This is a genomic window from Thalassotalea euphylliae, from assembly GCF_003390395.1.
Lineage (GTDB): Bacteria > Pseudomonadota > Gammaproteobacteria > Enterobacterales > Alteromonadaceae > Thalassotalea_F > Thalassotalea_F euphylliae_C.
Genome location: NZ_QUOV01000001.1, coordinates 1,774,494 through 1,800,256 on the forward strand (window position 1 = coordinate 1,774,494; position 25,763 = coordinate 1,800,256).

At 43.0% G+C, this 25,763-nt stretch carries 25 protein-coding genes; 8 read left to right on the forward strand and 17 right to left on the reverse strand.

Features of this window, described 5'->3' with window-relative positions; all coding sequences use genetic code 11:
- Positions 1-142: 142 nt before the first annotated feature.
- The 3 genes from DXX92_RS07860 to DXX92_RS07870 all read left to right on the forward strand — a co-directional run bounded on the left by DXX92_RS07860 (position 143) and on the right by DXX92_RS07870 (position 4,595).
- A complete protein-coding gene (locus tag DXX92_RS07860; RefSeq protein ID WP_116002349.1) occupies positions 143-1,030 on the forward strand; it encodes a DMT family transporter in 888 nt (295 codons plus the stop codon).
- A gap of 90 nt (positions 1,031-1,120) precedes the next feature.
- Positions 1,121-1,603, forward strand: coding sequence for an FKBP-type peptidyl-prolyl cis-trans isomerase (locus DXX92_RS07865; RefSeq protein WP_115999949.1), 483 nt, complete (start codon positions 1,121-1,123; stop codon positions 1,601-1,603).
- Positions 1,604-2,675: 1,072 nt separating this feature from the next.
- Positions 2,676-4,595, forward strand: a complete 1,920-nt coding sequence (locus DXX92_RS07870) for a methyl-accepting chemotaxis protein (RefSeq protein WP_220347639.1) — start codon at positions 2,676-2,678, stop codon at positions 4,593-4,595.
- Positions 4,596-4,725: 130 nt separating this feature from the next.
- Here the strand turns inward: DXX92_RS07870 and DXX92_RS07875 are convergent, their stop codons facing one another.
- The gene (locus DXX92_RS07875; RefSeq protein WP_115999950.1) at positions 4,726-4,977 is read right to left on the reverse strand and encodes a TIGR03643 family protein; all 252 of its coding nucleotides are present in this window, start codon (positions 4,975-4,977) and stop codon (positions 4,726-4,728) included.
- Between the two features lie 233 nt (positions 4,978-5,210).
- Here DXX92_RS07875 and DXX92_RS07880 point away from each other — a divergent pair, with 233 nt between their 5' ends.
- A complete protein-coding gene (locus DXX92_RS07880; RefSeq protein WP_115999951.1) occupies positions 5,211-6,308 on the forward strand; it encodes a sensor domain-containing diguanylate cyclase in 1,098 nt (365 codons plus the stop codon).
- 3 nt (positions 6,309-6,311) lie between these two features.
- On the opposite strand, the gene DXX92_RS07885 is transcribed toward DXX92_RS07880, so the two are convergent.
- Positions 6,312-7,115, reverse strand: coding sequence for a hypothetical protein (locus DXX92_RS07885; RefSeq protein ID WP_115999952.1), 804 nt, complete (start codon positions 7,113-7,115; stop codon positions 6,312-6,314).
- Positions 7,116-7,286: 171 nt separating this feature from the next.
- Between DXX92_RS07885 and DXX92_RS07890 the strand changes: the two genes are divergently transcribed.
- The 3 genes from DXX92_RS07890 (at position 7,287) to DXX92_RS07900 (ending at position 11,275) form a co-directional block, all read left to right on the forward strand.
- Positions 7,287-8,252, forward strand: coding sequence for a LysR family transcriptional regulator (locus DXX92_RS07890; protein WP_115999953.1), 966 nt, complete (start codon positions 7,287-7,289; stop codon positions 8,250-8,252).
- Positions 8,253-8,697: 445 nt separating this feature from the next.
- Positions 8,698-9,936: a metal-dependent hydrolase family protein gene (locus DXX92_RS07895; protein WP_116002350.1), complete on the forward strand. Its 1,239-nt coding sequence runs from the start codon at positions 8,698-8,700 to the stop codon at positions 9,934-9,936.
- A gap of 175 nt (positions 9,937-10,111) precedes the next feature.
- Positions 10,112-11,275 carry a GNAT family N-acetyltransferase gene (locus DXX92_RS07900; RefSeq protein ID WP_115999954.1) on the forward strand — a complete coding sequence of 388 codons (1,164 nt, stop codon included), beginning with the start codon at positions 10,112-10,114 and terminating at the stop codon, positions 11,273-11,275.
- Positions 11,276-11,312: 37 nt separating this feature from the next.
- Here DXX92_RS07900 and DXX92_RS07905 read toward each other — a convergent pair whose 3' ends face one another.
- From DXX92_RS07905 to DXX92_RS07950, 10 genes are all read right to left on the reverse strand, one after another.
- Positions 11,313-12,182, reverse strand: coding sequence for a DMT family transporter (locus DXX92_RS07905; protein WP_115999955.1), 870 nt, complete (start codon positions 12,180-12,182; stop codon positions 11,313-11,315).
- Positions 12,183-12,190: 8 nt separating this feature from the next.
- Positions 12,191-12,940: a tRNA (N6-threonylcarbamoyladenosine(37)-N6)-methyltransferase TrmO gene (gene tsaA / locus DXX92_RS07910; RefSeq protein ID WP_115999956.1), complete on the reverse strand. Its 750-nt coding sequence runs from the start codon at positions 12,938-12,940 to the stop codon at positions 12,191-12,193.
- Positions 12,941-12,953: 13 nt separating this feature from the next.
- Positions 12,954-13,355, reverse strand: a complete 402-nt coding sequence (gene rcsF / locus DXX92_RS07915; RefSeq protein ID WP_181901720.1) for an Rcs stress response system protein RcsF — start codon at positions 13,353-13,355, stop codon at positions 12,954-12,956.
- A gap of 94 nt (positions 13,356-13,449) precedes the next feature.
- Positions 13,450-13,716: a hypothetical protein gene (locus DXX92_RS07920; protein ID WP_115999958.1), complete on the reverse strand. Its 267-nt coding sequence runs from the start codon at positions 13,714-13,716 to the stop codon at positions 13,450-13,452.
- Positions 13,717-13,795: 79 nt separating this feature from the next.
- Positions 13,796-14,191: a hypothetical protein gene (locus DXX92_RS07925; RefSeq protein WP_147301944.1), complete on the reverse strand. Its 396-nt coding sequence runs from the start codon at positions 14,189-14,191 to the stop codon at positions 13,796-13,798.
- Positions 14,192-14,397: 206 nt separating this feature from the next.
- On the reverse strand, positions 14,398-15,333 hold the full coding sequence (locus DXX92_RS07930) for an alpha/beta fold hydrolase (protein ID WP_115999960.1): 936 nt from the start codon (positions 15,331-15,333) through the stop codon (positions 14,398-14,400).
- A gap of 355 nt (positions 15,334-15,688) precedes the next feature.
- Positions 15,689-16,672, reverse strand: a complete 984-nt coding sequence (locus tag DXX92_RS07935; RefSeq protein ID WP_115999961.1) for a rhodanese-related sulfurtransferase — start codon at positions 16,670-16,672, stop codon at positions 15,689-15,691.
- 358 nt (positions 16,673-17,030) lie between these two features.
- Entirely contained in the window at positions 17,031-17,411 is a 381-nt protein-coding gene (locus DXX92_RS07940) for a VOC family protein (RefSeq protein WP_115999962.1), read from the reverse strand.
- 71 nt (positions 17,412-17,482) lie between these two features.
- Positions 17,483-18,439, reverse strand: coding sequence for a DUF1295 domain-containing protein (locus DXX92_RS07945; RefSeq protein WP_115999963.1), 957 nt, complete (start codon positions 18,437-18,439; stop codon positions 17,483-17,485).
- Positions 18,440-18,475: 36 nt separating this feature from the next.
- Positions 18,476-20,599, reverse strand: coding sequence for a molybdopterin-dependent oxidoreductase (locus DXX92_RS07950; protein ID WP_115999964.1), 2,124 nt, complete (start codon positions 20,597-20,599; stop codon positions 18,476-18,478).
- Between the two features lie 191 nt (positions 20,600-20,790).
- Between DXX92_RS07950 and DXX92_RS07955 the strand changes: the two genes are divergently transcribed.
- A complete protein-coding gene (locus tag DXX92_RS07955; RefSeq protein WP_115999965.1) occupies positions 20,791-21,774 on the forward strand; it encodes a GlxA family transcriptional regulator in 984 nt (327 codons plus the stop codon).
- Between the two features lie 34 nt (positions 21,775-21,808).
- Here DXX92_RS07955 and DXX92_RS07960 read toward each other — a convergent pair whose 3' ends face one another.
- The 5 genes from DXX92_RS07960 to metG all read right to left on the reverse strand — a co-directional run bounded on the left by DXX92_RS07960 (position 21,809) and on the right by metG (position 25,681).
- The gene (locus DXX92_RS07960) at positions 21,809-22,438 is read right to left on the reverse strand and encodes an HAD-IB family phosphatase (protein WP_115999966.1); all 630 of its coding nucleotides are present in this window, start codon (positions 22,436-22,438) and stop codon (positions 21,809-21,811) included.
- A 49-nt stretch (positions 22,439-22,487) separates the two neighbouring features.
- Complete coding sequence (locus DXX92_RS07965; RefSeq protein WP_115999967.1) at positions 22,488-22,886, reverse strand: hypothetical protein; 399 nt, start codon at positions 22,884-22,886, stop codon at positions 22,488-22,490.
- A 17-nt stretch (positions 22,887-22,903) separates the two neighbouring features.
- Positions 22,904-23,167: a Txe/YoeB family addiction module toxin gene (locus DXX92_RS07970; protein ID WP_115999968.1), complete on the reverse strand. Its 264-nt coding sequence runs from the start codon at positions 23,165-23,167 to the stop codon at positions 22,904-22,906.
- Positions 23,160-23,414, reverse strand: a complete 255-nt coding sequence (locus DXX92_RS07975; protein WP_115999969.1) for a type II toxin-antitoxin system Phd/YefM family antitoxin — start codon at positions 23,412-23,414, stop codon at positions 23,160-23,162. The genes DXX92_RS07970 and DXX92_RS07975 overlap by 8 nt, the downstream gene beginning before the upstream one ends.
- Before the next feature lie 200 nt (positions 23,415-23,614).
- Entirely contained in the window at positions 23,615-25,681 is a 2,067-nt protein-coding gene (metG, locus tag DXX92_RS07980; protein WP_115999970.1) for a methionine--tRNA ligase, read from the reverse strand.
- Between the last annotated feature and the right edge of the window lie 82 nt (positions 25,682-25,763).

Consider the following 25,763-nt stretch of genomic DNA (forward strand, 5'->3'; position numbering starts at 1 on the left):
TGAACCTTTCGCCGTCAATAACCGTGATAACGTCAGGTTATTGGTGGCGGTGGTTAATTCCGCCTAACATGTTAACCACAGGTTTGGCGAAGAACATCACTAAAGGTGCTCACTCGAACTTAGCACATCAATGGAATTTTTAATGGAAACTTGGATAGCCTTTACTTTGTTAGCGGCTTTTATGCAGGCGATACGAACCGCTGGTCAAAAGCAACTGTCAGCTCAGTTATCATCACTTGCTACTGCCGGCGTTCGCTATATATTCGCTTTACCATTTGCATGGCTATATTTGTGGTGGGCGCTCAATCATTATCAAGTAGCCTTGCCAGCGCTTAATCCAACGTTTTTGCAGTATGCCATTATCGCCAGTTTTGCTCAGCTAATCGGCACAGCTTGCCTTGTTATTGCATTTCAGTATCGGAATTTTGCCGTCGCTACTAGCCTTGCTAAAACCGAGGCTATTCAAGTGGCAGTGATTGGCGCTTTGTTATTCGCTGCACCTTTGTCAGGCTATGGTTGGTTATCGGTAATTCTGGGTGTTGTTGGGGTCATTTTACTGTCGAAAGTAAAATTTAATCTTAAAGATATATTGACTAATCCGGGGGCTGGCTATGGCTTGGCCTCCGGCCTTGGGCTGGCGATTACCACATTACTGATCCGCGAATCGAACTTAGCGCTTGGCAGTCACCCTATGGTCAATGCTGCGGTAACGCTGGTGTTCTTAATTAGCGCTCAGTCATTGTTAGCTGGCTTGTATTTGTTAATGCGTGATGCCAGTCAGTTTAGAAAGATGGTGATTAATTGGCGCCTTGCCTTGTTTGTTGGCATTACTAGCTTACTTGGTTCAATTGGTTGGTTTACTGCCGTTAGTTATCAAACCGCGGCCTACGTAAAAGCACTAGGGCAGGTGGAATTTTTTATCACGCTGGTGCTGACTTATCGACTTTTTAAAGAAAAAACCACACCCGCAGAGATATTAGGCATGTTGTTGATTGTTGTTAGTGTTGTTGTACTTTTGCTTTTAGCATAGGTGGCTGTGGAGAAGTAAAGATAGCACTGCTGTCGCTCGCTATTATCTGCTAAACTCCCCGCGCAATTTTCAAAACTAGCAATAAACATCATGCAAATTACCAAAGATAAAGTAGTGCAATTTCACTACACCATGAAAGACGAATCTGGCGAAACGGTAGAAAGCTCTACTGGCGGCGATCCAATGGCCTACTTACACGGCCACAATAATATGATTGTCGGTGTTGAAAACGCATTGGCCGACAAAAGTGCAGGCGATAGCTTTACAGTGACTGTTGAACCGCAAGATGCCTACGGTGAACGCCAAGAAGACGCCGTACAACGTATTCCTACCAAGCACTTGCAAGGCGCTAAAGTATGGAAGCCAGGCATGGTAGCGGTTGTTCACACTGAACAAGGGCAACGCCAAGTTACCGTATTAAAGGTTGGTCGTTTTATGGTGACATGTGATTTAAATCCACCTTTAGCCGGCAAAACGTTAACGTTCGATTTAGAAGTGGTAGACGTACGTGAAGCCACTGAAGAAGAAATTGAGCATGGCCATGCTCACGGTGTGGGCGGACATCAGCACTAAGGCTCGCTTTTAGGGTCTGTAAATGCCTCTTAAAGCCTGTTTAAGTTAAGCCTAGGCAAATCTGTACTAGGCTTAACTTTATTTCTATTGTTTTCATTTCTTTCCATTCATTCGACAGTATTAAAACCATATTTGGCATTAGGCATCTGATTTTAATTGCCTTATCTAAACGTTGTTTTTAAAAATTAAATCAATTGTAAGCTTTCGTATAGCACTAGGCTGGTTATCACAACCTGCACAAGCGACTATCTATAATTCAAGCCATTTCAATATCACGCCGAAGCTTATAATTACGCTCTCTTCCTTTCGATAAACGTTCTCACTGCGAACGGTAAAAATAGCCATGAAAAGTGCATCAGTCATTCACAGCTGAAGTGCTTTAGCGTAATGATTTTTTATCCGCTATTGCTGCCGAGTCAACCAATTTTTAAGCATGCTTATCGACTAATGCGTATATTCTAACCTGCTTGTTTTAACAGCAAAAATTACGTATCTGTAACAAAAGTGTTTACTGTGTTTTACCTTTGTTAATATTTCGATTACAAAAGGTGAAAAAGTAAGGGTAAACCCTGATAAAAGCTCAGTGTAACTACGCCTTACTTAACTCACAATCTTCACGTAATTTTCACACCCGTGTTACGGTAGTGTCACCTTGTATTAACAAGTGTGAAAGCCTGCTAAACAAGCATCATCAAGGTAGTGTTATGAAGAAGCCTCTTGCCAAGGGTTTGGCATGCTCATCTCCGAACAGAGTTCGATTTTTATATAGTTTTTAGCGTGTTACAGCTAAGCCATTAGCTAAGTAAAACACTAGCCAAGAAAGCAATAAACCATATCAACAAACAACAGTGCTTACTGAAGCATCAGTTGGCGCTTGTAGTGCACATTTTTCTCAACAAGCATCACGAATTTGAAGAAACATCATGAATTTAACAATCAAAACTAAGCTAATTTTACTAGCTAGCATCGCTTTATTTTTAATTGGGGGGATTTCTATTGTCGAAACACTAGTTACTAAAAACATAGTGTTGACGGCGGAATCTGAAAACGTCGGCAATTCGGTAAAAAAACATTGCAAGAAAGCTTACAAGCACAAATTGATACGGTTACGCTTTCGACCGAATTATTTTATCAACAAGCTCAGCAAGACCAGATTAAAAAAGAGCTAGCTGAGGAGCTGACGGTCATCTACCAAACGATGTCATCAATCTATCAGAATACATCATCCAAATCAGAGGCAAAGGCTCATATTCATAGCTTTTTAAACCACTATACGTGGGGCAACAATCGCTATGTATTTAGCTATAACAAAGACTCTATTGACTATGTAACTCATACTTTAAAGCCTGCGCTAATTGGCACTTCAGCGAAAGATTCACAAGATAGAAACGGTGTTTATTACGCGCGAAATATCGTTAACGTCGCACTAGAGAGTGACATCGGTTTTACTAAATATGCGTTTGTTAATCCAACGACTAACCAAGTAGAAGATAAGCTCACGGCGGCAATGTTATTTACACCTTTGAACATTGTTATTGCTACCGGTGAATACATTTCCAGCTTGCAAGCTGAAAAGCAAGCGAATGCACTTGCGATGATCACACATGCAAAATACGGCAAAAACGGATATTTTTGGGTGCAAGATAGCCATGGTGTGATACTTGCTCACCCGAAAGCGTCTATTGTTGGCAAAGTGATTGGTAACACAGAAAAAATTGCCAAACGTGTGAGCACGCAAAACGACGCGTTTATCGACACAACGTTTAATAACCCGGCAACGGATAAAGTTGAAAGTAAAATTAATTATGCGCGTAATGTCTTTCCAGACTGGGGTTGGACCATTGTAACGGGTGCCTATGAGAGCGATATTATTGAAGCTCAAGAGCAATTAACATACGCGACGCAAGAAATTTTTAACAGCCAAACTGTGCAAAATATTGTTCTGCTATTAATTGCAATTGGTGTCGCGATCGGCCTGTTTATCTACTTTATTAATCGCGTAACGTATCGATTGTCAGTGTTGCAAGAGCGAATTGCGAGCTTATCAAGTGGGGAAGCTGATTTGCGCTCTCGATTAACAATGAATGGCAAAGACGAAATTAATGACATAGCCAATGCCGTCAACGCTTTTATTGCGTATTTGCAAAAAATGTTACGTGAGCTAAGTGCATCTTCACACCATATTACTGACAATATTAATAGCCTATCGGCTCAGTCAGAGCAGAATCATATCGCCTTAAATAACCATGCAAACGAAACCGAGCAAGTGGTTACCGCTATTACTGAAATGAGTGCGACTGCCAATAGTGTTGCAGACAGTGCTAATCAGTCAGCGCATAGTACTAACCAAGCGGAACAAGAAGCGAATGAAGCACAGCAGCTAGTTAACTCAACAACCGAAAGTGTTGAAAAGTTGCAGCGTGAAATTGAACAGGCAGCGGCGAATATCAATACCATGAACGACAATACTCAAGAAATTGTCAATGTACTGACTGTAATTGGCGAAATCGCTGATCAGACAAACCTATTAGCGTTAAATGCTGCGATTGAAGCTGCGCGAGCAGGTGAGCAAGGCCGAGGTTTTGCGGTGGTTGCTGACGAAGTTCGAGCACTGGCTTCACGCACGCAAACAAGCACCGAGGAAATTAGCCAGATCCTTGCCAAAGTCCAAGGTGATGCTGTTAATGCTGTTGCTGCCATGCAGGCAACGCAAGCGAGCTGTGCATTGGCCTCTACTAATACTGCGCAAGTATCAACAAGCTTAACGACCATGACCGATGCAATTGTTCAAATTAATGACTTAAACAACCAAATTGCGACTGCTGCTGAGCAACAAAGTGCGGTAACGGAAGAGGTTAGCCAAAACATGAACAACATCCAAACCGTTGTCCATGACCTTTCTCATGGCGGCGAACAGACAATGGCGAGTAGCCGTGAATTGGCAACGACCAACGAACAATTGGCTGGGCTTATTGGCCAATTTAAGGTTTAAGAAAACACTAATCAGCCGAACTATGAGTAAAAATCACAAAAGATTATCTGTGATGTTCGGCTGTATATCTTAATACACTTATGACGGCTTATTAGCGGGTTGGTTAGTAGCAGCCCGTTTAAATTAAACACTAACCACGCTTATACTGTGTTGGGCAGTATGCTCGCAACACATTGCCGGATCTGAGCTTACTGTGTTTCGTTGCTCGGCCCGATACACGCGCTCGCCATAGTTTAAAGCTAGATGGCTTCAATTGCCGCCTCATAAATTTGATGAGACTAGTTTCGTTTAAACCATAATTTTCTCTGATCGCTTCAAAAGGGGTTCTGTCTTCCCAAGCCATTTCGATTATTCTTGAGGTATCTTCATTAGAAAAATTCATAGGTTTCTTAACACACGTAAAAAAGAGAAATATTGCATTTGGCTTATTACGTATGTCAGGAAAAATAAGAACACAAAACCATTAACTTACTATTAACAAACCCCACGAAAAAACCAGCCAATTATTGGTTTTTAAAGCAAAAATATTCAGTTTGCTTGTTGCACCAATCTTGATCAGTTACTATCGATTGCAACTAATAAAAATTAGCAACGCTATAGCATGGAAGCCAACGCGTGAGTCGTACTGTGACAGAAAAAACAAAGCAACATCCCATCATAAAAATAAACTACTTGCCGCGCATTATTGCGGCTAAGTTTATGTTGCTAATTTGTGGCTTAAAACTGGGCTGGGATGTTCTGCAAGTTCAGTATCTTTGGTTATTTGTATTGGGTATTTTGTACCCGCATATCACTTATTGGTTGGCGGCGAAAAGCAGAGATGGAAAACGTCAAGAGCATATGAATATGAACTTTGACGCGTTTCTAACGGGCATGACTGTATCTATTTTGCCTGACTATTATTTCCTTTCAACAGCGACCATCGTATTAATCGCCAATGCTTTGTACATAGGTGCGTTTAGGTTGCTGTTAAAGAATATGCTGGCCTATGCAACAGCGCTCGTTTTCGCCATGGTTTACGTGTGGCCGTTTACTGGATTTGTGCAAACTGACTGGCCAGTAAAAATTGTTAATACGCTATTTATTCTTATTCACTTCGGCACATTTGCGATTCTAAGTTATTATCTTACCCGCCGCATGATTGCGCTGACCAAAGAAGTACAAAGTTTATCGATTACCGACCCTCTAACGGGCGCGTACAATCGTCGCTATCTTGACGCGAATTTAAGTAAAGAAATTCATCGTAGCCAACGATTAAATTATCCAATAACCGTTATCTTTACCGACTTAGATCATTTTAAGTCGGTGAACGACGAATATGGTCATCAGCTAGGTGATAAAGTGCTGGCTGACTTTGTCAGCATTGCACGCAAGTGTATTCGAGAGGATGTTGACTGGATTGCCCGATTTGGCGGTGAAGAATTTATTGCAGTGTTACCAAATGCCGACGCCGATTACGGAGCGCTTATTGCTGAACGTATTCGCCAAGAGGTGAGTGAGCACCTGTTCGAATTTGAAGACAAACAGGTGTCTATATCATCAAGCTTTGGTGTTGTTGCAATAGACAACAACGACCATAATGCTTCGGCAGAGTGCGTGATCGCCAGCGCTGAAAAGCTAATAGCTACGGCTGATGATGGCCTTTACAAAGCAAAAGAGAAAGGCCGTAATCGCGTGGAAGTGGTCAATCTGCATGCTCAAGAGAGTATCTAGCTATCACTGAAAATCTTGAGTTTCAAAATATAGTGATTGTTTAAACACAAGCTGGCTTTGGTGTTGCGCTCGGCTTTTTCCTAGCTCTGATTGCAAGTTTAACGAAGCCTTATTTTGAGCTGATAGTTTTTGCCCATCAGTCGTGATGGAAGTTGGTAATGCTACTAACTTCTCACTCTTGTAGGTTAACCACACTAAATGATCAAAGCTGGGCTTATCGCCAAATTGATGCACAGCCAATACATCACCTTCGCCCATGTTAATTAAATCATACTCACCATTACTAACACCTTTGTTTGACAATTTTCGCTGATAAAGCATTTGGTCAATTGCAAAGCTCACCTGTTTAGCGATAGGCTTGCCGCCTCGTTCAAAGTGCCCTTGATAAATAGTTGCGGTAAAGTCGGTTAGCTCACCATTTCTTAGTTTACTAAGCGAAAATACTTCCGGCAGTAAGGTGATTAATTGGCCTTTAGTCAATGCTGCTTTCATCGAGGCTACTATTTGGGGCAGTTGGTGTTGTTTATTTTGGCTTTGGCTGTGCTTTGAAGTGGCAGGGCGTTCACTGATATTTGTGGTAAAAATTATCTGGTGCTCGTGCATCGAGTTATGCAGTGGTAAATGCGATGCAATCAGCTTGTCTCCCACCATCACTAATGCCATGCCATGCACACCAACGTCGTGATGTTGCTTATGTTCTGCACCTTTCTCGCTTGCAAGTGCAGAGTGTTGACAAATAAACAGTGTTAAAAGGGCACTAGTGATAAATAACCTAGTGCGATGTAATAAGGGATGTTTGGTAATCAAAATTAATATTTCTCGTTGGGTAATGATGTGCTGAGTATAGTGAACTTTTGCTGAACCATCGTTTACAATGTGGTTGATTTGTTTCCTATTTGGAAATGATGTTTTTGCATTAAAGGTGAATGATTTGTTCGGTTAGTTAATACCTAACGTTAAATAATAGAAACAAAAATAATGGATACAGCAGATTTAGAAAAATTTATAGTGCTTGCTAACAATCAAAACATGCAACAAACAGCTGCGCACTTTCAAAGTTCACCAAGCGTTATTTCTAAGGCATTAAAACGCCTTGAAAGCTCGTTAAACACTCAATTGTTTGACCGCGTTGGCAAGTACATCCAACTGAATTCGCAGGGAGCGCAGTTGTTACCTAAGGCAGTAGAATTAGTAACAAACGCTAAGCAAATACAAGGCTTGTTTTGCAATGAATCTAGTCGACATATTCGAGTTGCAGGTCCAGCAATTATTCTCGCGCGCTGGGCAAGTGTTATCGCGAGAAGTAACTATCACCAAAACCAGCAACAAGAGAAGCAGCAAAATAAGCAGCAAGAGAAGCAACAAAACCAGCAGTTCAACAGTGAGGGAAAGCGTGAGGCTAGTTTACCCAATCTTACTTGTGAGTCGATCACATTTGATACCTGCTTTGAGCAGCTTGCGGTTGATAAAGTTTTAAAAGGCGCAGCTGATATCGCTTTAGTTACTAAGCAAGTGACTGAGGAAATCAATGGCCAATTACCGAACAATATTTCCCGCTTATCATTAGGGTCTCTAGATATGGTTGTCGCCTGCGCAGTAGGGCACCCATTGGCAAAAGCGAATCCGTCAGTTAACGAACTAAGTGAATATGATTTTGTTGTGCCGCAACGCTCCCCGTATTGCGGTGAACTGCGTGGTATCGGCTGTGATGGTTGGAACGAACAGTTGGTTCCACGAAATAAACCTGTGATTGCTGATGATCTAAGTGTCTTAGCTCAGCTTGTTAAAAGTGGCTTGTATCTTGGCTATGTGCCCAGTTATTGGGCGAGGGAACAGCAGCTTATTGCGCTTAATATTGCCGATGTAGCAACGGAAGCTGAGCAGCAAGTAGCTATTAGCTGGCAACCAGAATTACTTAATATGTTAAGCAGTGGTTTTAATTAGTATTAACTAGTGTTGCTTAATTTGCTTTTATTACCAGTGAAAATCATCACCAAAATAAATGATATGCAATAAATTTTAAGCTCCCGGCAGTCGCTAATTGACCAGTGGCAGGATAATTAGGATGAACTAACATTACCATAAACCGCGAAACTGCTATCTTACTTATTATTAATAATTCAGCCTTATTATCTGGGCAATAGTTACGAAAACTTCAATCATAAAATCACAAAAACAAAAAATAGAAAACAGAACAAATAACAAAAACAATAAATCAGTTGGTGTAAACCAACACATCTTCTTCAAGGAAACTTCAATGTTCAACTATTCAATCTTTCAGTCAGTCGCGTATACAGATGATGCTGCTGAAAATAAAACCAAATCTAAACCTAAACAGAAAGTGGCTTCACGTTCATTGTTAGCACTGGCACTAGGTGCCGCTATTTCAATGCCTGCATTTGCAGATACTAAGGTGATCCATGCTGGTCAGTTATTGGCTGTACCTGGTGAAAAACCACTGTCTAAGCAAACGCTAGTGATAAAAGACGGACTGATCTCAGCCGTGAAAAAAGGTTTTATTGCACCTAGCCAATACGGTGAAAGCGCTCAATTAATCGATTTATCTAGCTCGTTTGTTATGCCAGGCCTTATGGACATGCACGTGCATTTACACGGTGAGCTTGGTCCTAACAATCACAAAGAAACGGTGCAAATGTCAGACGCCGATATTGCCATGAAAAGTGTTTACTTTGCCAATAAAACACTAATGGCTGGCTTTACGACAGTGCGTGATTTATTAAATCAACCTGAACAAATTAATGCGTTACGTGATGCAATAAACAAAGGCTGGGTTGATGGCCCGCGCATTATTGCCGGTGCTGGCGTTTCAGTAACGGGCGGTCACTTGGATGTCGATGGCATGGCGCCTGATATCTTAAAACTTAAATCGCCAGAAACCTTATGTGATGGCCCATATGAATGTCGAAAGGCAGTGCGTCATGCCATTAAATATGGTGCCGATGTTATCAAGATAGCGTCTACAGGAGGCGTTTTATCTGATACAACCACAGGCACTGGCCAGCAAATGGCTGATGATGAAATGAAAGCAATTGTTGATGCAGCACACGTGCTGGGGCGCAAGGTTACCAGCCATGCGCACGCCGTAGACGGTATAAATGCCGCGCTTCGGGCTGGCGTTGACAGCGTTGAACACGGCAGCTATGCCAATGAAGAAAGCATAAAGTTATTCAAGCAAACCGGCGCTTATTTAGTGCCGACTCTGTTGGCAGGTGATACTGTGGTCAATATGGCGAAAACATCTGATTTTATGTCTGCGCCAATCAAAGCCAAGGCCATTCGCGTCGGCGCCGATATGCTGAAAAACTTTACTCGTGCTTACCAATCGGGCGTGAAAATCGCTTATGGTACCGACAGTGGCGTGTCTAAACATGGTAGTAACGCTAAAGAGGCGGTGTTGATGCACCAAGCAGGCATGACAACGCAAGACGTACTAAAAGCTGCCACGGTTAATGCCGCTGATTTAGCTGGTATGAGCAATAAGCTAGGAACGCTAGAGGCTGGTAAATACGCTGATATTATTGCCACAGATGCCAGCCCATTAAAAAACATTGAAGAGTTAATGGATGTTGACTTTGTGATGAAAGGCGGCAAAGTATATAAGCAGTAAATATCGCCGTTAAATGAATTAGGCGATTATCTTATTGAAGCTATATCGGCAATGTTAGCCAAATAAGTAACCTATGTTAGCTATTTGGTTAGTAAGCTAGCTGGGCAAAATCAAACAATAAATCGGTTTTGCCCAGTTTAACTTAGCTTCACGTTTCCATTATAAAACCAAGTTAATGAAGTTATATCCGCAATTTTTCACCAGTTGCGCAGCAATAGACGAGTTCGATTGGCAGCGCTGTTTTCCTTCTTCGCAGCCCTTTACGCAGTACAATTTCATTTCGACATTAGAAAGCACAGGTTGTGTTAGCAAGCAAACTGGCTGGCAGCCATGTCACCTTGCATTGAGTGATGACAGCCAGCAAGTCGTTGCTATTGTTATCCTTTACATTAAATCTCACTCTTACGGCGAATATTTATTCGACTGGAGTTGGGCTGATGCGTTTTATCAGCACGGAATTGAATACTACCCGAAAATCGTCTCGGCGATCCCGTTTACGCCAGTAACTGGCGCACGCTTTGGTATTGCTGAGGAGTTCGCAGAGTATCAAAACGATATATTGTCGCAGGCAACGCAGGCAATTAATTCACTCGCTAAGCAAATTGATGCGCAAACCGCTCAGTGCTTGTTTTTAACCCAACAGCATGCAGAGGCCTTAGCAGGCAATGATTGGTTAAAGCGCTGTGATGTGCAATATCATTGGTTTAACCGAAACTACGGTGATTTTTCAGAGTTTTTGGCGCAACTAACGGCGCGCAAAAGAAAATCAATAAGCAAAGAACGCCAAGCGGTTGTTGATCAAGGCATACAAATACGTAGCTTTGTCGGTGAGCAGTTAACTACAGAACATTGGCGTGAGTTCTATCGCTTTTATCAAGCAACCTATATGAAGCGCTCTGGCCATCAAGGGTACTTAACGCCCGCTTTTTTTGATGCCTTAGCTCAACCAATGTGTAGTATTAGCGAAAACAGTGCGATTGTTTTTGCTTATCGTGATGAAAAAGCGGTAGCTGTGGCTTTGTTTTTTTATGATAACGAGCAACTATATGGCCGTTACTGGGGGGCAGAGCAAGCATTCAACAATTTGCACTTTGAGCTTTGCTACTATCAAGGCATAGAACTTTGTATCAAGCTTGGTTTGTCTCGCTTTAACGCAGGTGCGCAAGGTCAGCACAAACTAAAGCGAGGCTTTGAACCTGTTTACATCTATGGCAGTTATCAAGTGTATCAACCCGTATTTCATCAAGCGATTAGCGACTTTATTGCGCGCGAGCATGAGCACCTTGAGCGCTACACTGAACAGGCAAAAACCGAGCTGCCGTTTAGAAAGCATCAATAACGCTTCTTAATGAATAAATCTATGTCAGTTGCTTAGGTTATCCGCGGCGTGAGAGTAACCCAGTGGTTAGCCCCACGCCAACTAAAATACAACCACTGCCTAAAATCGTAGTGAGTGTAATTGGCTCACTTAAGAATAAATAGCCCCAAAACAAGCCAAACACGGGAATTAGGTAGGTTACTGAAATCGCTTTTGTCGGGCCAATTGTCGCTATCAAGCGGAAGAACATAATGTAGGCGATACCCGTGCAAAATATGCCAAGCGCTGCAACGGAGTAAAATGCTTGATTGCTTGGCATTTGTTCAGGCAAAAACATCAGCGCAAATGGCAGTAGCATTATGGTGGCACTGATCTGGCTTCCGGCAGCAAGCACCAGTGGCTTTAAATCATGCAAATACTGTTTGGTGTAGTTGGTGGCAATTGAATAGCACAAGGCCGCGCCAAGCGCAGCCAATGTTGGCAGAATAAGCGCCTCGCCGCCATTTGCTATTTTGCCTGACATCAAGACATACACGCCGAAAAAGCCCAGTAACAAGCCAAGAATGCCAGCGAATGATATTTTGTCTTTTAGCCAGAAAAAGCCAACGATGGCGGCAAATATTGGTGCGGTTGCATTGAGCACTGAACCTACGCCTGCCGACAACGACAGCAAGGCATAGCCAAATAACGCAAATGGAATGGCGGTATTGAACGCGCCCATGACAAAAATTTGCGTCCAACGGCCAGTGAGTTGATGGTGCTGGCGCTTGGAAACCAAAATTGGTAGTAAAAATAAACTGGCGGTTAGTGTGCGCAGTGCGACCAATAAAAAAGGCCCAAACTCTGGCGAGCCAATACGCATAAATAGAAACGATGCCCCCCACAAAGAGGCTAAAAATAGTAATTCAAAAAAGGCGTTGGTTGACATAAATCAGGCTAAACAGCAGTAACAGGGGTGATATTGAGGACTTGCACTTGAGTAAGCGAACTACACTGCCACGTAATATTGTAGTTGTATAAGCGCATACCGTAAGTATTGTCGTCAGGCTTGTTTTGACGATAAGCAGGGCGAGGGTCTTGTGCCAGTACTTGCTCAATTAATACCGCTAACTCTTGCGATTCACTTTGCTGCTGTGTCTGCAATATCGCTTGTGCTTCTGCCGAAAAATTAACACTAAGCTTGGCTTCGGGGGCTTGCTCAGCAAATCCTGCTTGAGCGCCTTGAAGGCTGTCAGAGTATGGAATGTAAGGCTTTATATCGACAACTGGCGTGCCATCAAGTAAGTCTAAGCCCGATACGTAAATGCGAGTTTGTACTTGATTGTTTTTTAGCGTGATTGATTCAACTTTCTCAACTGGCAGCACCGACATACCAATGCCATTGGGGCGAAATGTGGAGCGTGTCGCCAATACACCCACTTTTTTATTGCCACCAAGGCGTGGTGGTTTAACTTTGGCTTTCCAGCCATGGGCAAGGTTTTGATGAAACATAAAGAGCACCCAAATATGGCTGTAACCTGCTAATCCTTCCACCATGCTTTTGCTATCGATGTCGCTTACCAGCTCAATATAGCCTTTTGCCGCGGTAACCAGCCCAGGCTGGCGCGGAATGGCAAACTTTTCTTTGTAGGGTGAGCTAACGGCGCCTATCGAGCTAATGCTGAACCTGCTTGAACTTGTATTCATTGCAGCCGCCTGACTAATTTAGATTTTCGACTTGATAGGCTTTGCCATAACAAATAACGCTGGCATGACATTGCCTATTGTCGCCTTGATTACCCACTTCAGCGCAACCGGAGAAAACAATGGCATTGGCACCTAGTTGAAATGCACTGCGGCGCGCCTCAGTGCGCGCTTCAATTTTATCAGGAGCCGCTAAATGTGCTTTGGCTTGGCAATGCGAGCCCTCAACCATACCTAGCATTTTGTGCTTACCAGGAAATTCTTGCTCAGACTCAAATATTTTCACTTCAGCTGGGGAAAAATAGTGGGCGAAGTTTTCGCGATCTAAATTGGTATTGATGGTGCTGATTTTCGCACAACTACTGAGTAGCAAACTACAAGTTACAATGCTGGTTAATGCTAGTAAGCGATTCGACATACCATTCGACAAATGGTTCGATAAGCAATTTGATAAAAGATTAGTTAGTTTCATTCAACGGTTCTTGGTAAATTTGAGTTAAAACAAGTTGTAATTAGGGCGCTTGATGCTTATCACGAGCAGCCGCTATCAGCCAAAATAAGCTGGTGTAAGCGATATATTGGCCCGACATAAAAATCACCATTTTAGGCCAAAACGGTGTTTCTTCACTAAAAAAACTTAATGCCCACATCGCTGGCGCAGCGATGATTTCATAACCGGGTAAAGATGTTGGCACCATATGGTAATTAAATAAAAACGCGATGGTACCCAAAAGAATACCCAACAATCCCCAACGGGTCGCAAATTGTAACCTGCTCATCTTAGTCCTTGATAGTAAAATTATTTATCGACTCGACCATGGCAATTTAATTAGTGGTAACTTCATTAAAAGCGTTTTATTAATTTGTGTGACAGTCTACCGATAAATTGGCCGTTAAGGTAATCGATACTCGCTTATGATACTGACTATGCGTTACATAGCCGCATTCGCCAGCAATTTCCGTCGCTAATGGCGCTTTCATTTTAAACTGATAAAAATAGCTACCATCATTTTGGTCAAGCGCATAGTAGATGGTATTAGTGTTATTCGAGGCGATGGTGCCAAAATTCCAGTGACTGTAAGGTAACGTAACACTCGCTTTTTCAATCAGATACTGAGAGTTATTGGTAATGGTAACGCTTGGCTGTATGAAAAAATAAGTTTGATAGACAATAGCAAGTAGCATAAGTATTGCGGAAATTTTTAAAATTATTCGCCTAACACTCGCAATACCAAATTTTTCTGTATAAGACACTAGCTTTAAAATACTTACTGTTGTTTACAATGGCAGTAACTTTATCACCTCTCTTGGTTTTATCTAAGAATTTCAATTTTGGTAATTAATCATATTCACAAAGTTACCATTTGCTAATTTAATACATATTAAATTAGCAAATGGTAACTTTATTTATGAATGCCTAGTCAACCGGATTTTGAGTTCTGTTATTGGTAAGCCATCGACTATTTACTAAGAAACTCTTTAAATACCAATACAGTTTCCAATGGTGCTTCTTCATGGGGCAGGTGCCCAAGCTCTTCAAACATCACCAGCTCGCTGTCTGGTATTTCGCGGTGGAAATGATCACCAAGCTCAGGTGGAATTAAGCGGTCTTGTCCACCCCAGATAATCAATGTTGGCTGGGTGATGGTGTTGATTTTATCGGCGTAAGGGCCGGGTTTAGTTTGGCGAAAGCGTTGCGCTAAGGCTTGGCGGTTACCAGCTCGAACGGTCAAGTCAAAATAGCGGTCAACAAGCTCAGGAGTGATAACGCTTGGGTCGCCATACAAATTAACAATACTGCTTTCAATCATGCTACGCGGCAGTACTTTTTCCATCAGTTTGTTTAATACTGGCGTATTGGCAACGATAAAGCCGATGGGGGTGGATTTAGGGGTAAATGGATAGCCGCTGGTGTCAACCAGTGCTAATTGGCTTACTCGCTCTGGGTAGATAACAGCGGTTGCCCAAGCCACGTAACCGCCAAGTGAATTACCTGCTAACACCCCCTGTTCGATATTTAGGTGATCGAGCATCGCAACAATAAAACTGGCGTAGCTTTCAATGGTGTAGTTATTATCGGGCGATGGTCCGGTTAAGCCAAAGGCTGGAATATCGAAGCGAACTACGCGGCGTGTTGATTTTAATTCGTCTGTCCAGCCGTCCCATGTGTGTAGTGATGAAGAAGTGCCGTGAATAAGCACGATAGGGTTCGGATCATCGCGCGGCCCTTCATCGCGCAGGTGTACTTGCATTCCTTGTACATTAACAAATTGTGAAGGTGCTGGTGCCCATTTGGGTTTGAGCTCTTCAAGCGATTTGTCAGCTTGCCAATAAACCGCAATTAAAATGATGCTAGTCACAAGAATGACAAGCAGTAGCCAACCCAATACCTTCATGGTGTTACCTTATTGTTGTTATCTAACTTAATGATTATGAGGTGTACAAAGATTAACCTACTGGTAAAAAGGCACTTTATCAATTGGTTAATGACTTATATTACAAATAAGTGTTGCGAATCATAACGCCAGCAAAGACTGCTATTTGTTTTTAGAGGCATTACGGAGGCTTGGCTAATTTGGCTTAGCCGTTTCATAATTTAAGGAATTTAAGGCAGAATAGTTTGGTACCAAGGCAAATACAGGTCTAATCAGGACATAAAAAAGGCGCTTAGCTAGTGCTATGCGCCTTGTAATATTTTTTACTAGCTTGTGTTTGTCTCTAGTTGAGACAGCAGCCGCAGATTAGCCTTTATTAACTTTTAGCAGCTTCTTGTTGTGCTGCGATACGTGCTTTTTTCTCAGCTTTACGTTGCTCTAAAATTTTTGCAGCGTCTGAACCTACGTGCGTTTCGCCACGTTCTTTTGCTAATTGCATTTGGCGTTCGCGTTCAGCGTAACGAGCGCGTTGCGTTTCGGTTGTTGAACTAAAACAGTGATGACAGCTAACGCCTTTTTCGTATTCTGGCTTTTCTTTGTCTTCTGCTAAAATCGGCATACGACATGCGTGACATTGGTCGTATTTACCTGCTTCTAGGCTGTGATCTACGGTGACGCGATCGTCGAATACGAAACATTCACCTTGCCACATGGTTTCTTCCGCTGGTACGTCTTCAAGGTATTGGAGAATGCCACCTTCAAGGTGGTAGACTTCTTCAAACCCTTGCTCTTTCATGTAAGCCGTTGATTTTTCACAGCGAATACCGCCAGTACAGAACATCGCTACTTTTTTGTGCTTGGTCGGGTCCATGTTCTCTTTTGCCCAAGCTGGGAATTCACGGAAGGTTTTGGTGTCTGGGTCAACCGCGTTTTCAAACGTACCAATTTGCACTTCGTAGTCGTTGCGGGTATCAACCACGAATACTTCTGGATCAGAAATTAGTGCGTTCCAGTCTTTTGGTTTGACGTAAGTACCTACCACATGGCGCGGGTCAATGCCTTCAACGCCCATAGTTACGATTTCTTTTTTCAGCTTAACTTTGGTGCGTTTAAATGGCTTTTCTTCGGTGAAAGATTCTTTGTAAGAAATGTCGGCTAAGCGTTCGTCGCTTTTTAGCCATGTAAGTAAGGCGTCGATGCTTTCTCGAGAGCCTGCGACTGTACCGTTGATACCTTCTTTGGCAAGTAAAAGGGTACCGCAAACTTGGTTGTCTTCCATTGTTTTTAACAACTTAGGACGGATAACTTCAAAATCTTCAAGCGCAACAAACTTGTACATTGCGCAAACAACGTATTGCATATTTACCTCGGCTGGCGGGAGCGTAATTCCCGTGCTTTGTTAATAAAATCGCACGTGTGTTTGGCGGCTTAAGCTAGGCAATTAACTATTAAATTAGCACACCAAGTACATCGTACTTACTTCGATAAATTCTTTGGCAAACCGACTATTTAACGATCAGCTAAGAATATTTGCGCGCAATTATATTGATCTGGATCAAGAAATGGAAGTCAATGAACAAAGTATTACAGTTACAAAACGAGTAGTTATTGGATAGGTAAAAGCGCGAATTAGGTATAGAAAAAGCAGCATTGTGCTGCTTTTGGTATTCATTTGCGCTTATTATTTGTTGAGCGTTTGTAACCTAAAAAAGCGCTGGTTATTTAAAGCGGTGTAGGGCGCAGATTTTGTTACCTGAAGGGTCACGCAAGTAGGCAAGGTAGAGTTTTACGTCAAAGCCCTCGCGAACACCCGGAGGCTCTTCACATGTGGTGCCGCCATTAGCAATACCAGCAGCATGCCATGCATCGGCGATTTCAGGTGATTTAGCAAAAAAGCCTATGGTAGAGCCATTGCCATGACAGGCAGGCTCGCCATCAATGGGCTTTGATAAGGCAAAAATACCTTTGTCGGTGTAATAGAAACAACGGCCTAGTGGGTCAATAACTCCTTCTTTATGGCCCATTGCGCCCAATACGGCATCGTAAAACTTTTTAGACTCTTCAATATCATTAGCGCCGATCATAATATGACTAAACATACTTTCTCTCTTGTGTTTATTGTTTGTTATTTGCTGTTTGTTATCTGTAATTAGATAAATAAAAAATGCGATTAATCGGTGGCATTTACCGTGTTATTACTTTCATTATTAGCTTTGGGTTTGACGCGCCCAGGAAAAAATATATTCGTTTCTTGTTGATACTGGCGGTAAGCAGGGCGCTTTTGTACTGAATAATATTCAGCAGGCACAGCACCTGTGTAAGTCACCAGCGTGGTGTACATAACTCTTGAAACAAATAGTAAGCCCAAGCCTAACAGTAAGTTAGTGATTAACTTTTCTTGTCCAAACAAGGCTAACCACGCAGGAATAGCGGCAATCAGTAGTGCATTCCATACCATCCATTCAGCGAAATAATTAGGGTGCCTGCTATAGCGCCAAAGTCCGACATTACACACGTTATCTTTTGCTCCGCTTGCTTTGGCAGCTTTTAAAAATGAAAGCTTTTGCATATCGGCCAACGATTCCATCGCAAATGCCGCCAACCAAAGGATGATGGCGACAATTTCAAATGGGGATATTTGCGGTGACGTATTAGCGGCAATAATAAAAGCGGGAAACGCCAAGAAAGCTGCGTTAGCAAAGCCCTGTAAAATGGCTTCAACTTGCATGGCAAGTGCCGTATTCGTTTTACCTTGCTTATGCCAACGACGCTTTTGAAATTCATAGCGTGGTAGCTCAGTGTTTAAATGACCAGACGTTAATAGTTTGATTGCACCTAAGCCCATGCGGCTGCCAGCGAAAATGTACGCGATACTGACCATTGCAACACGCACAGGCTCGCCATCGCTATAAAGCCAAGTGACAATACCAATCACAGTTAGACCCCAAGGCCAGCCGATATCAACATACGACATGCGGCCTGTTTTCCACGCTGGAATGCAAACCACCAAGGCAAACAACAGCATTTGCAGGGCACCATTGATTAATGCCATTTGGCTAAAGCTAGTAGTGTTCATCAGCAACAACCAACCGCCGATAAACGGTGCGAGCGGTGCGAAGTATTTCACTCTGTTTTTCCTAATTCTTGTGCACTACTTTTCTTTTTAAGCGGCGCGAATGGCGACAGGTGTGCCATTAAACGCGGCATTGCCGGTAAGCACGTCAACACGATCTGCAGCGGTAACATCATTAATACTGACCCCCGCTTGTGTGGCGGCAGTGGTCATTTGCGTACCTGCTTGATTATGCCCCCAGCCTTGCGGCATCGACACAACACCGGCGAGCACATCGTCGGTGACACTGGCAGGCAAGGTAACTTCACCAACCGGTGATGACACCACCACAAGCTGGCCTTGGCTAATACCTAATTTATCCGCATCTGTGGGGTGAATTTCCAAGGTCACTGGGTTTTTGCCTTTGACTAAACGAGCAGAGTTTTGTGTCCACGTGTTATGGCTTTTCACTAGGCGGCGGCTGATCAGTTCAAACGGATATTGTGGGTCAATGGCAGGTGATTGAATTAGCTTGTTTAACCGCGGTAAGTCATTGATAAACAAGTATGGCGCGAGCTCTATTTTACCGCTGGCAGTTAATAGTCGCTTTGGCAGGCTTTGCTGTAATGGCCCTAAATCAATACCGTGTGGGTTTGCTTTAAGCTTTTCTAGATCTAGTGCTTGCTCGCTATCATTTTCCTTGCCGTAAGGACCGGCTTTTAGCTCCATATCTAAAATCATTTCAGGGGAATAAGGCAGGGCAGGTTTACCAGTAACGGCTTCGGCGATACTATTAAGGATCTCCCAATCCGCAAGTTGGTGTTCGGTTTTTTCAAATAATGGCGCTGAGTACTTAGCCGTATTACGCACCGCAAAGCTGTGGAAGAAAATATCGTAATGAGAATTTTCTAGCCCAGTGGTTGCCGGCAAAATAATGTCGGCATGCTTAGTGGTTTCATTAAGGTAGATATCAACGGCCACCATAAAATCTAGTGACTGAAACGCTTGTCCAAGTTTTTGGCCATCTGGTGCAGACAGCACAGGGTTACCGGCGATGGTGATCATGGCTTTAATTTGGCCGTCACCTTCAGTCAGAATTTCATCGGCTAAGGTTGCCGTCGGGAATTCACCATTAAAAAATGGCATTTTCTGAACCCGTGATTGGTATTTGCCAAAATTCGTCGGGTGACCAGCGGTTTTACCTCTCAGTAAGTTAAAGGCAGGGAGTGGAAACATGGCACCGCCTTCGCGATCAAAGTTACCTGTGATCACATTAAGAACGATCGTTAACCATTGGCACAGGCCACCGAAACTTTGTGTGGACGCGCCCATGCGGCTGTAGCAAACGGCAGATTCAGCCCCAGACATTTCAGCAGCTAAGGCTTTAATGTCATCAACACTAATCCCAATATGCTCTGCGACTGCCTCAGGCGCATAGTCTTTTGCCACTTGCGCTATATCAGCTAAACCATTTACATAGTCGCTTAAATGCCCCAAGCGTACTTGGTGATTGGCAAAAATACAGTGAATAAGTGAAAGCAGCAGTAGCGCATCTTTTTCTGGGCGAATAAACAGGTGCTGATCTGCCATTTTCGCCGTTTTAGTGCGCTGTGGATCAACAACTACGACTTTGCCGCCTCGTTTTTGAATCGCGGTTAAGCGGTTTAACACGCCGGGTGCGGTCATCATACTGCCATTAGAAACCACAGGGTTGGCGCCAATAATCAGCATAAAGTTGGTGCGGTCAATATCTGGTACGGGAATCAGCATGCCATTGCCGAGCATGTAATTAGCGGCAACGTGGTGCGGCATTTGGTCGGTTGATGCCGAGCTAAAGCGATTTAATGTACCCATGGCTTTAGAAAATGGCTTCAGCACCAGTGAATTGCCAAAATTATGGGCATTAGGGTTACCGAGGTAAATACCTAATGCATTTTTACCGTAAGCATTTTGAATGGTGCTGAACTTTTCGCCAATCTCAGCAAAAGCTTGCTGCCAGCTTATTTCTTGCCAACCATCCGCGGTGCGTTTTATCGGACGTTTTAAGCGATCTTTATCTTCGTAAAAGTCTTGTAGTGCAAGCGCTTTAGGGCACATATGGCCTTTGCTAAACGGGTCGTTCTTATCGCCTTTGATTGAGATAATTTCTTTGCTGTCGGCTTTGTACTGAATTTCAATTCCACACATGGCTTCGCAAATATTACAGTTGCGATAGTGGGTTTTAATGTCGCTCATGGTTTGTGCCCTCGTTGCGGCGTTGGATGAGTTAACGCCTGCCTGCAATTTTTATTGTTGTGTTTTCGACTATGTATTTTAGGTAACGGATTTAGTGTGACAGTAAAATAAGCCAAGACTAACGGTAATAATTGACATATATTGGGTGGGATTAGCCATTTTTTAACCATTTGAGGTGTCAACGCAAAGCGATGATCACAGTAACGATACTGGCGTTTGACTATGTGCTTGCCAGCGCACTGACAGGGATTAACGATTTATTTAATTTGGCTGGTGTTTCTTGGAATAAGTATCACCAACTGCCGGTTGATAAGCGTTTTCAGGTGCGAATTGCCAGTTGGCAGAAAAAGCCTATTTATACCTTAAACAATGTGATTATTAGCCCGCACTGCGCAATTAGCGACACCATGGATAGTGATATATTTCTGGTACCGAGTATTGCGGGCGATATAGAGAAAACGTTAGCGCAAAATCCAGAATTAATAGCGTTTTTGCGCCACTTAAAAGCCAGTGACGCGATGATTGGCAGTAATTCTACAGGGTCATTCTTTTTGGCTGAGGCAGGCTTACTTGATGGTAAAAGTGCAACCACCCATTGGGCATCAGCTGAGCAATTTAGTCAGCGTTATCCCAATGTTTCGTTAAACAGCGAGCAGCATATTACTCATGATGGCAATATTCTATGTGATAGCGGTGGTATGGCGTGGTTTGATTTGGGGCTGTATTTGATTGAACTTTTTTGTGATCACGAGACTGCGCAAGGCGTTGCGCGCTCGTTTGTACTTGAGACTGGTCGAACAACGCAGCTTACTTACTCACCGTTAATCGCTAAAAAGTATCATAACGACAAAACCGTGAAAGCGGTGCAAGAGTGGCTGGAAATTCACTACCGCCAACAAATAGCCATTGGTGATATTAGTCAACAATTTGGTGTGTCTAATCGCACCTTGATCAGACGTTTTAAAGAGGCCGCAAAAATTACCCCCTCCGAATATTTACAAGCGATTCGCATTGACGCCGCGAGTAAACTATTGGTGCAATCAAATCAGCATATTGATGAAATTACTCACGCGGTTGGGTACAGCGACATTAGCTCATTTACCAAGTTGTTTAAGCGCAAAACTGGGCTTTCACCCAGTAACTATCGCGCCCGCTATAAAGCGAATCTGCTTTAACTCTTCTTTCTTTATGAGCCCGTGTTTTTATGAATCAGGGTATCTCTTGCCATTGAAAGTACTTCTTATTGGCAAGCGCTAGCATTGGCATATCTTCTTGCGTGTCACCGTAGGCATAAATATGCGAGTAGTTGACTAACTCATAGTGAGATTGGACCGCGAGTGCTTTCTTTTCATTGCTGCAATCGCCATTACGGTATTTGCCCGTGTAGCGCTGATTTATTCGGCGCTTTTGAACGGCGAGTTCGCTGCTAATCAAGTTTACTTGATAGCGGCGACACCAAGCGGCTAAGTAGATATTCACGTTCGCAGAGACCACCGCTATTTCATGGCCTTGTGTCCGATGCCAACGAATTTCGGTAAGTGCTCTGTCGAAAATAACTGAATCCATAAACTTGGCGGAAAAATTATTAGCTTGTTGTTTAGTGCTTGCGACTTTTCTGCGCCAAAAGGCAAAAAAAGTGAGCTTAGGCCTTAGTTTAGCGGTCGGATAGCGGCCAAGCTTATTCAGTAAAATAAAAGGTGACAGCACAAGTGCGCCAATAACAATGCGATATAGTGGCGTGGTATTGAGGAGAAACTTGGTATAAGTATCTGCGGTGGTAATGGTACCATCAAAATCAAATAGCGCGAGGCCAAGATTCGGGTTATTTGCTGCTTTCATTTTTTGGAGTTAACTTTTAAAGACTTTGCTTTTTAAGATCGGATAGGAACTAAGGTGAAATTATTTCATTCAGAAAGTTCGCTTCTAAGCCAATACCTGCTGGCGATGTAAAGAAAACTTGTGTCATGACAATATCAGGTAGTGAGTCAGTGCGGTAGCTGATACCTAGCTCATCCAGCTTTGCGAGTAATCGAGCTAAGCCTGTTAGTTGGAATGCAACATGATCAAGGTAATGTTTTACTGGGCTGGCAGAATGTTCGTCGCTTTCGGTTAGGTGCACCAAGGCGTTCTTATCTTTACTGTCAGTTTGAGTGGCATAAAGCCAATAGCCATTTCGGGAAAAATTAGGGCGATACCCAATAGCTAATTGAAATACCTTACAGAAAAAGTCTTTTTCAATGGCCAATACTGCTTTTGGGGCACTGATATTGATATGGTCGATATGCATAGTTTTACCTGAAAATATTAATAATGATATCGGCAAGAAATGATGGTTATTGCTTGTTTATCAACGGCATAAACAAGTCGGTTGGTATCATCAATCCTTCTTGACCAAAAGCCAGAAAGGTTTTCTTTGAGCGGCTCTGGTTTACCTATACCTTCAAAAGGCATTCGTTTGGTTTCGATAATTAATTTGTTAATGCGTTTTAGCGTTTTTTTATCTTGGCTTTGCCAATAGAGATAATCTGACCAAGCTTCATCAGTCCATGACAAAAGCAATTTACTCATCTATGAGTTCTCGCTCCGTTGCATTGCCAGCTTTGTACTGTTCGATGGACTTATGCAAGTGTTCAGCATTGGCAGGCGAGCGCAGCAAATGTACCGTCTCCATTAAGCTATTGTAATAATCAAGCGACATGACTACAGCATCTTCCGCATCTCGGCGCGTTATTACCGTTGTACTTGCATCATCAACGACATTATCCAACACCGATTTTAGGCCGTTTCTCGCTTCGGTAAATGAAATAACTCTCATGCTCTATACTCGTATGTGCCATTAATTGTACAAGTATAGCTAGCCAGTTAAATATGTACAAGATATTGAACAGGTTTGCATTATGTATTTAATAATTAAGCTTAGACTTGCTATGGCTAAAGAAATAGGCAAAAGAGAAAGGCATAAAAAAGCCCATCAAGGTGACGGGCTTAAAATCGTTAGTAAGGTGAGGCTAGCGACTATTTAACGCGCATTCCCGGCTGGGCGCCTTCTTCTGGATTAAGAATCCATAAGTCTTTACCGCCAGGGCCAGCAGCTAACACCATACCTTCAGACATACCAAAACGCATTTTGCGCGGCGCTAGGTTAGCCACCATAACCGTTAACTTACCTTCTAAGTCTTCAGGTTGGTATGCTGATTTAATACCCGCAAACACTTGGCGTGTTTCGCCGCCTAGGTCTAATTCAAGGCGCAGTAGTTTGTCTGCTTTTTCAACGTGCTCCGCTTTTACAATTTTCGCTACGCGTAGGTCAATTTTTGCAAAATCGTCAAATTGAATTTCTGGTGCAATCGGGTCATCAGCTAATGGGCCAGTTGGCGCAGGTGCTGCTTTTTCAGTTGCTAATGATTCTTTAGAGGCTTCAATCATTTCGTTTACTTTATCCATTTCAATACGTTGCATTAACGCTTTGAATTTGTTGATTTGGTGATCTTTCAGAAGGGCTTTATGGCCGTCCCATACTAATTCGTCGTTTAAGAAACCTTGCGTTTTTTCTGCTAGGGCAGGAAGCACAGGTTTTAAGTAAATCATCAAGATACGGAATAGGTTAATGCCTAATGAGCAAATATCTTGAACTTCTTGCTGCTTGGTTTCGTCTTTAACCAGCTGCCATGGCTCTTTAACGGCAATGTACTCGTTCACTTTGTCAGCTAATGCCATGATCTCTCGCATTGCTTTACCAAATTCACGGCCTTCGTATAGCTCAGCTAGCTTGTCACCAGCGGCCATTACTTCGTCTGCCAATGCTTGGTCTTCAACATTGCTTGATAACATGCCATCAAAGCGCTTGGTGATAAAGCTAGCACAGCGTGAGGCAATGTTAACGACTTTACCAACCAAGTCAGAGTTTACGCGTTGCGCAAAGTCTTCTAGGTTTAAGTCTAAATCGTCGATGCGGTTGGTTAATTTCGCCGCATAGTAGTAACGTAAGTACTCAGGGTTTAGGTGATCTAAGTATGTGCGGCCTTTAATAAAAGTGCCTTTCGACTTAGACATTTTCGCGCCATTTACGGTCACAAAACCGTGTGCGTAAACAGACGTCGGCTTACGGTAACCCGCGCCCTCCAGCATGGCAGGCCAGAATAAACTGTGGAAATAGATGATGTCTTTACCGATAAAGTGGTAAAGTTCGGCATCTGAGTTTTCATTCCAGTAGCTGTCAAAATCAATGTTTTCACGGTCACATAGGTTTTTGAAGCTGCCCATGTAACCGATTGGTGCGTCTAGCCATACGTAAAAAAACTTGCCTGGTGCGCCTGGAATTTCAAAACCAAAGTATGGCGCGTCACGGCTGATATCCCACTGCTGTAGGCCAGATTCAAACCATTCATTTAACTTGTTGGCCATTTCTTCTTGCAATGAGCCACCAGTAGTCCAGTCTTTTAGCATTTGCTCAAACGCTGGCAGGTCAAAGAAGTAATGCTCCGAATCACGCAATACTGGTGTTGAACCTGATACTACTGAGCGCGGGTTGATGACTTCTGTTGGCGAGTAAGTTGCGCCACAGTTATCACAGCTATCGCCGTTTTCGTCTTCACTGCCACATTTAGGGCAAGTACCTTTGACGAAACGATCTGGCAAGAACATGCCTTTTTCTTCATCGTAAAGCTGTGAGATAGTGCGTGTTTTAATGTGGCCAGCAGCGTTTAGCTTATTGTAAATTTCACTGGCAAACTCACGGTTCTCGTCACTGTGGGTTGAGTGATAGTTGTCAAAGCTGATCAAAAAGTCGTTGAAATCTGCCATGTGCTCTTCGCGCACACCATCAATCATTTGCTCTGGCGTAATGCCAAGCTCTTGCGCTTTAAGCATAATTGGTGTGCCGTGGGCGTCGTCGGCACAAATAAAGTAAGTTTCGTTGCCGCGCATACGTTGGAAACGGACCCAAATATCGGTTTGGATATGTTCAAGTAAATGACCTAAATGAATAGAGCCATTGGCGTAAGGCAGGGCACAGGTCACTAAGATTTTACGCTTGTCTGCGGTAGCAGTTTGGGCGTTAGCTTGAGGTGTAGATTCTGACATTTTCTTTAGATACTAGCGTGCTAAGCACTTTAAGGTGGAAATCAATGGCGCAATGGTACAGAATTTACCAGCTATTTTCATT

Coding starts and splice junctions, on each gene's coding strand:
- DXX92_RS07860 (WP_116002349.1), top strand. CDS start 143: ATGGAAACTTGGATAGCCTTTACTTTGTTAGCGGCTTTTATGCAGGCG.
- DXX92_RS07865 (WP_115999949.1), top strand. CDS start 1,121: ATGCAAATTACCAAAGATAAAGTAGTGCAATTTCACTACACCATGAAA.
- DXX92_RS07875 (WP_115999950.1), bottom strand. CDS start 4,977: ATGAATTTTTCTAATGAAGATACCTCAAGAATAATCGAAATGGCTTGG.
- DXX92_RS07890 (WP_115999953.1), top strand. CDS start 7,287: ATGGATACAGCAGATTTAGAAAAATTTATAGTGCTTGCTAACAATCAA.
- DXX92_RS07895 (WP_116002350.1), top strand. CDS start 8,698: ATGCCTGCATTTGCAGATACTAAGGTGATCCATGCTGGTCAGTTATTG.
- DXX92_RS07900 (WP_115999954.1), top strand. CDS start 10,112: ATGAAGTTATATCCGCAATTTTTCACCAGTTGCGCAGCAATAGACGAG.
- DXX92_RS07905 (WP_115999955.1), bottom strand. CDS start 12,182: ATGTCAACCAACGCCTTTTTTGAATTACTATTTTTAGCCTCTTTGTGG.
- tsaA (WP_115999956.1), bottom strand. CDS start 12,940: ATGAATACAAGTTCAAGCAGGTTCAGCATTAGCTCGATAGGCGCCGTT.
- rcsF (WP_181901720.1), bottom strand. CDS start 13,355: ATGTCGAATCGCTTACTAGCATTAACCAGCATTGTAACTTGTAGTTTG.
- DXX92_RS07920 (WP_115999958.1), bottom strand. CDS start 13,716: ATGAGCAGGTTACAATTTGCGACCCGTTGGGGATTGTTGGGTATTCTT.
- DXX92_RS07930 (WP_115999960.1), bottom strand. CDS start 15,333: ATGAAGGTATTGGGTTGGCTACTGCTTGTCATTCTTGTGACTAGCATC.
- DXX92_RS07935 (WP_115999961.1), bottom strand. CDS start 16,672: ATGCAATACGTTGTTTGCGCAATGTACAAGTTTGTTGCGCTTGAAGAT.
- DXX92_RS07940 (WP_115999962.1), bottom strand. CDS start 17,411: ATGTTTAGTCATATTATGATCGGCGCTAATGATATTGAAGAGTCTAAA.
- DXX92_RS07950 (WP_115999964.1), bottom strand. CDS start 20,599: ATGAGCGACATTAAAACCCACTATCGCAACTGTAATATTTGCGAAGCC.
- DXX92_RS07955 (WP_115999965.1), top strand. CDS start 20,791: ATGATCACAGTAACGATACTGGCGTTTGACTATGTGCTTGCCAGCGCA.
- DXX92_RS07960 (WP_115999966.1), bottom strand. CDS start 22,438: ATGAAAGCAGCAAATAACCCGAATCTTGGCCTCGCGCTATTTGATTTT.
- DXX92_RS07965 (WP_115999967.1), bottom strand. CDS start 22,886: ATGCATATCGACCATATCAATATCAGTGCCCCAAAAGCAGTATTGGCC.
- DXX92_RS07970 (WP_115999968.1), bottom strand. CDS start 23,167: ATGAGTAAATTGCTTTTGTCATGGACTGATGAAGCTTGGTCAGATTAT.
- DXX92_RS07975 (WP_115999969.1), bottom strand. CDS start 23,414: ATGAGAGTTATTTCATTTACCGAAGCGAGAAACGGCCTAAAATCGGTG.
- metG (WP_115999970.1), bottom strand. CDS start 25,681: ATGTCAGAATCTACACCTCAAGCTAACGCCCAAACTGCTACCGCAGAC.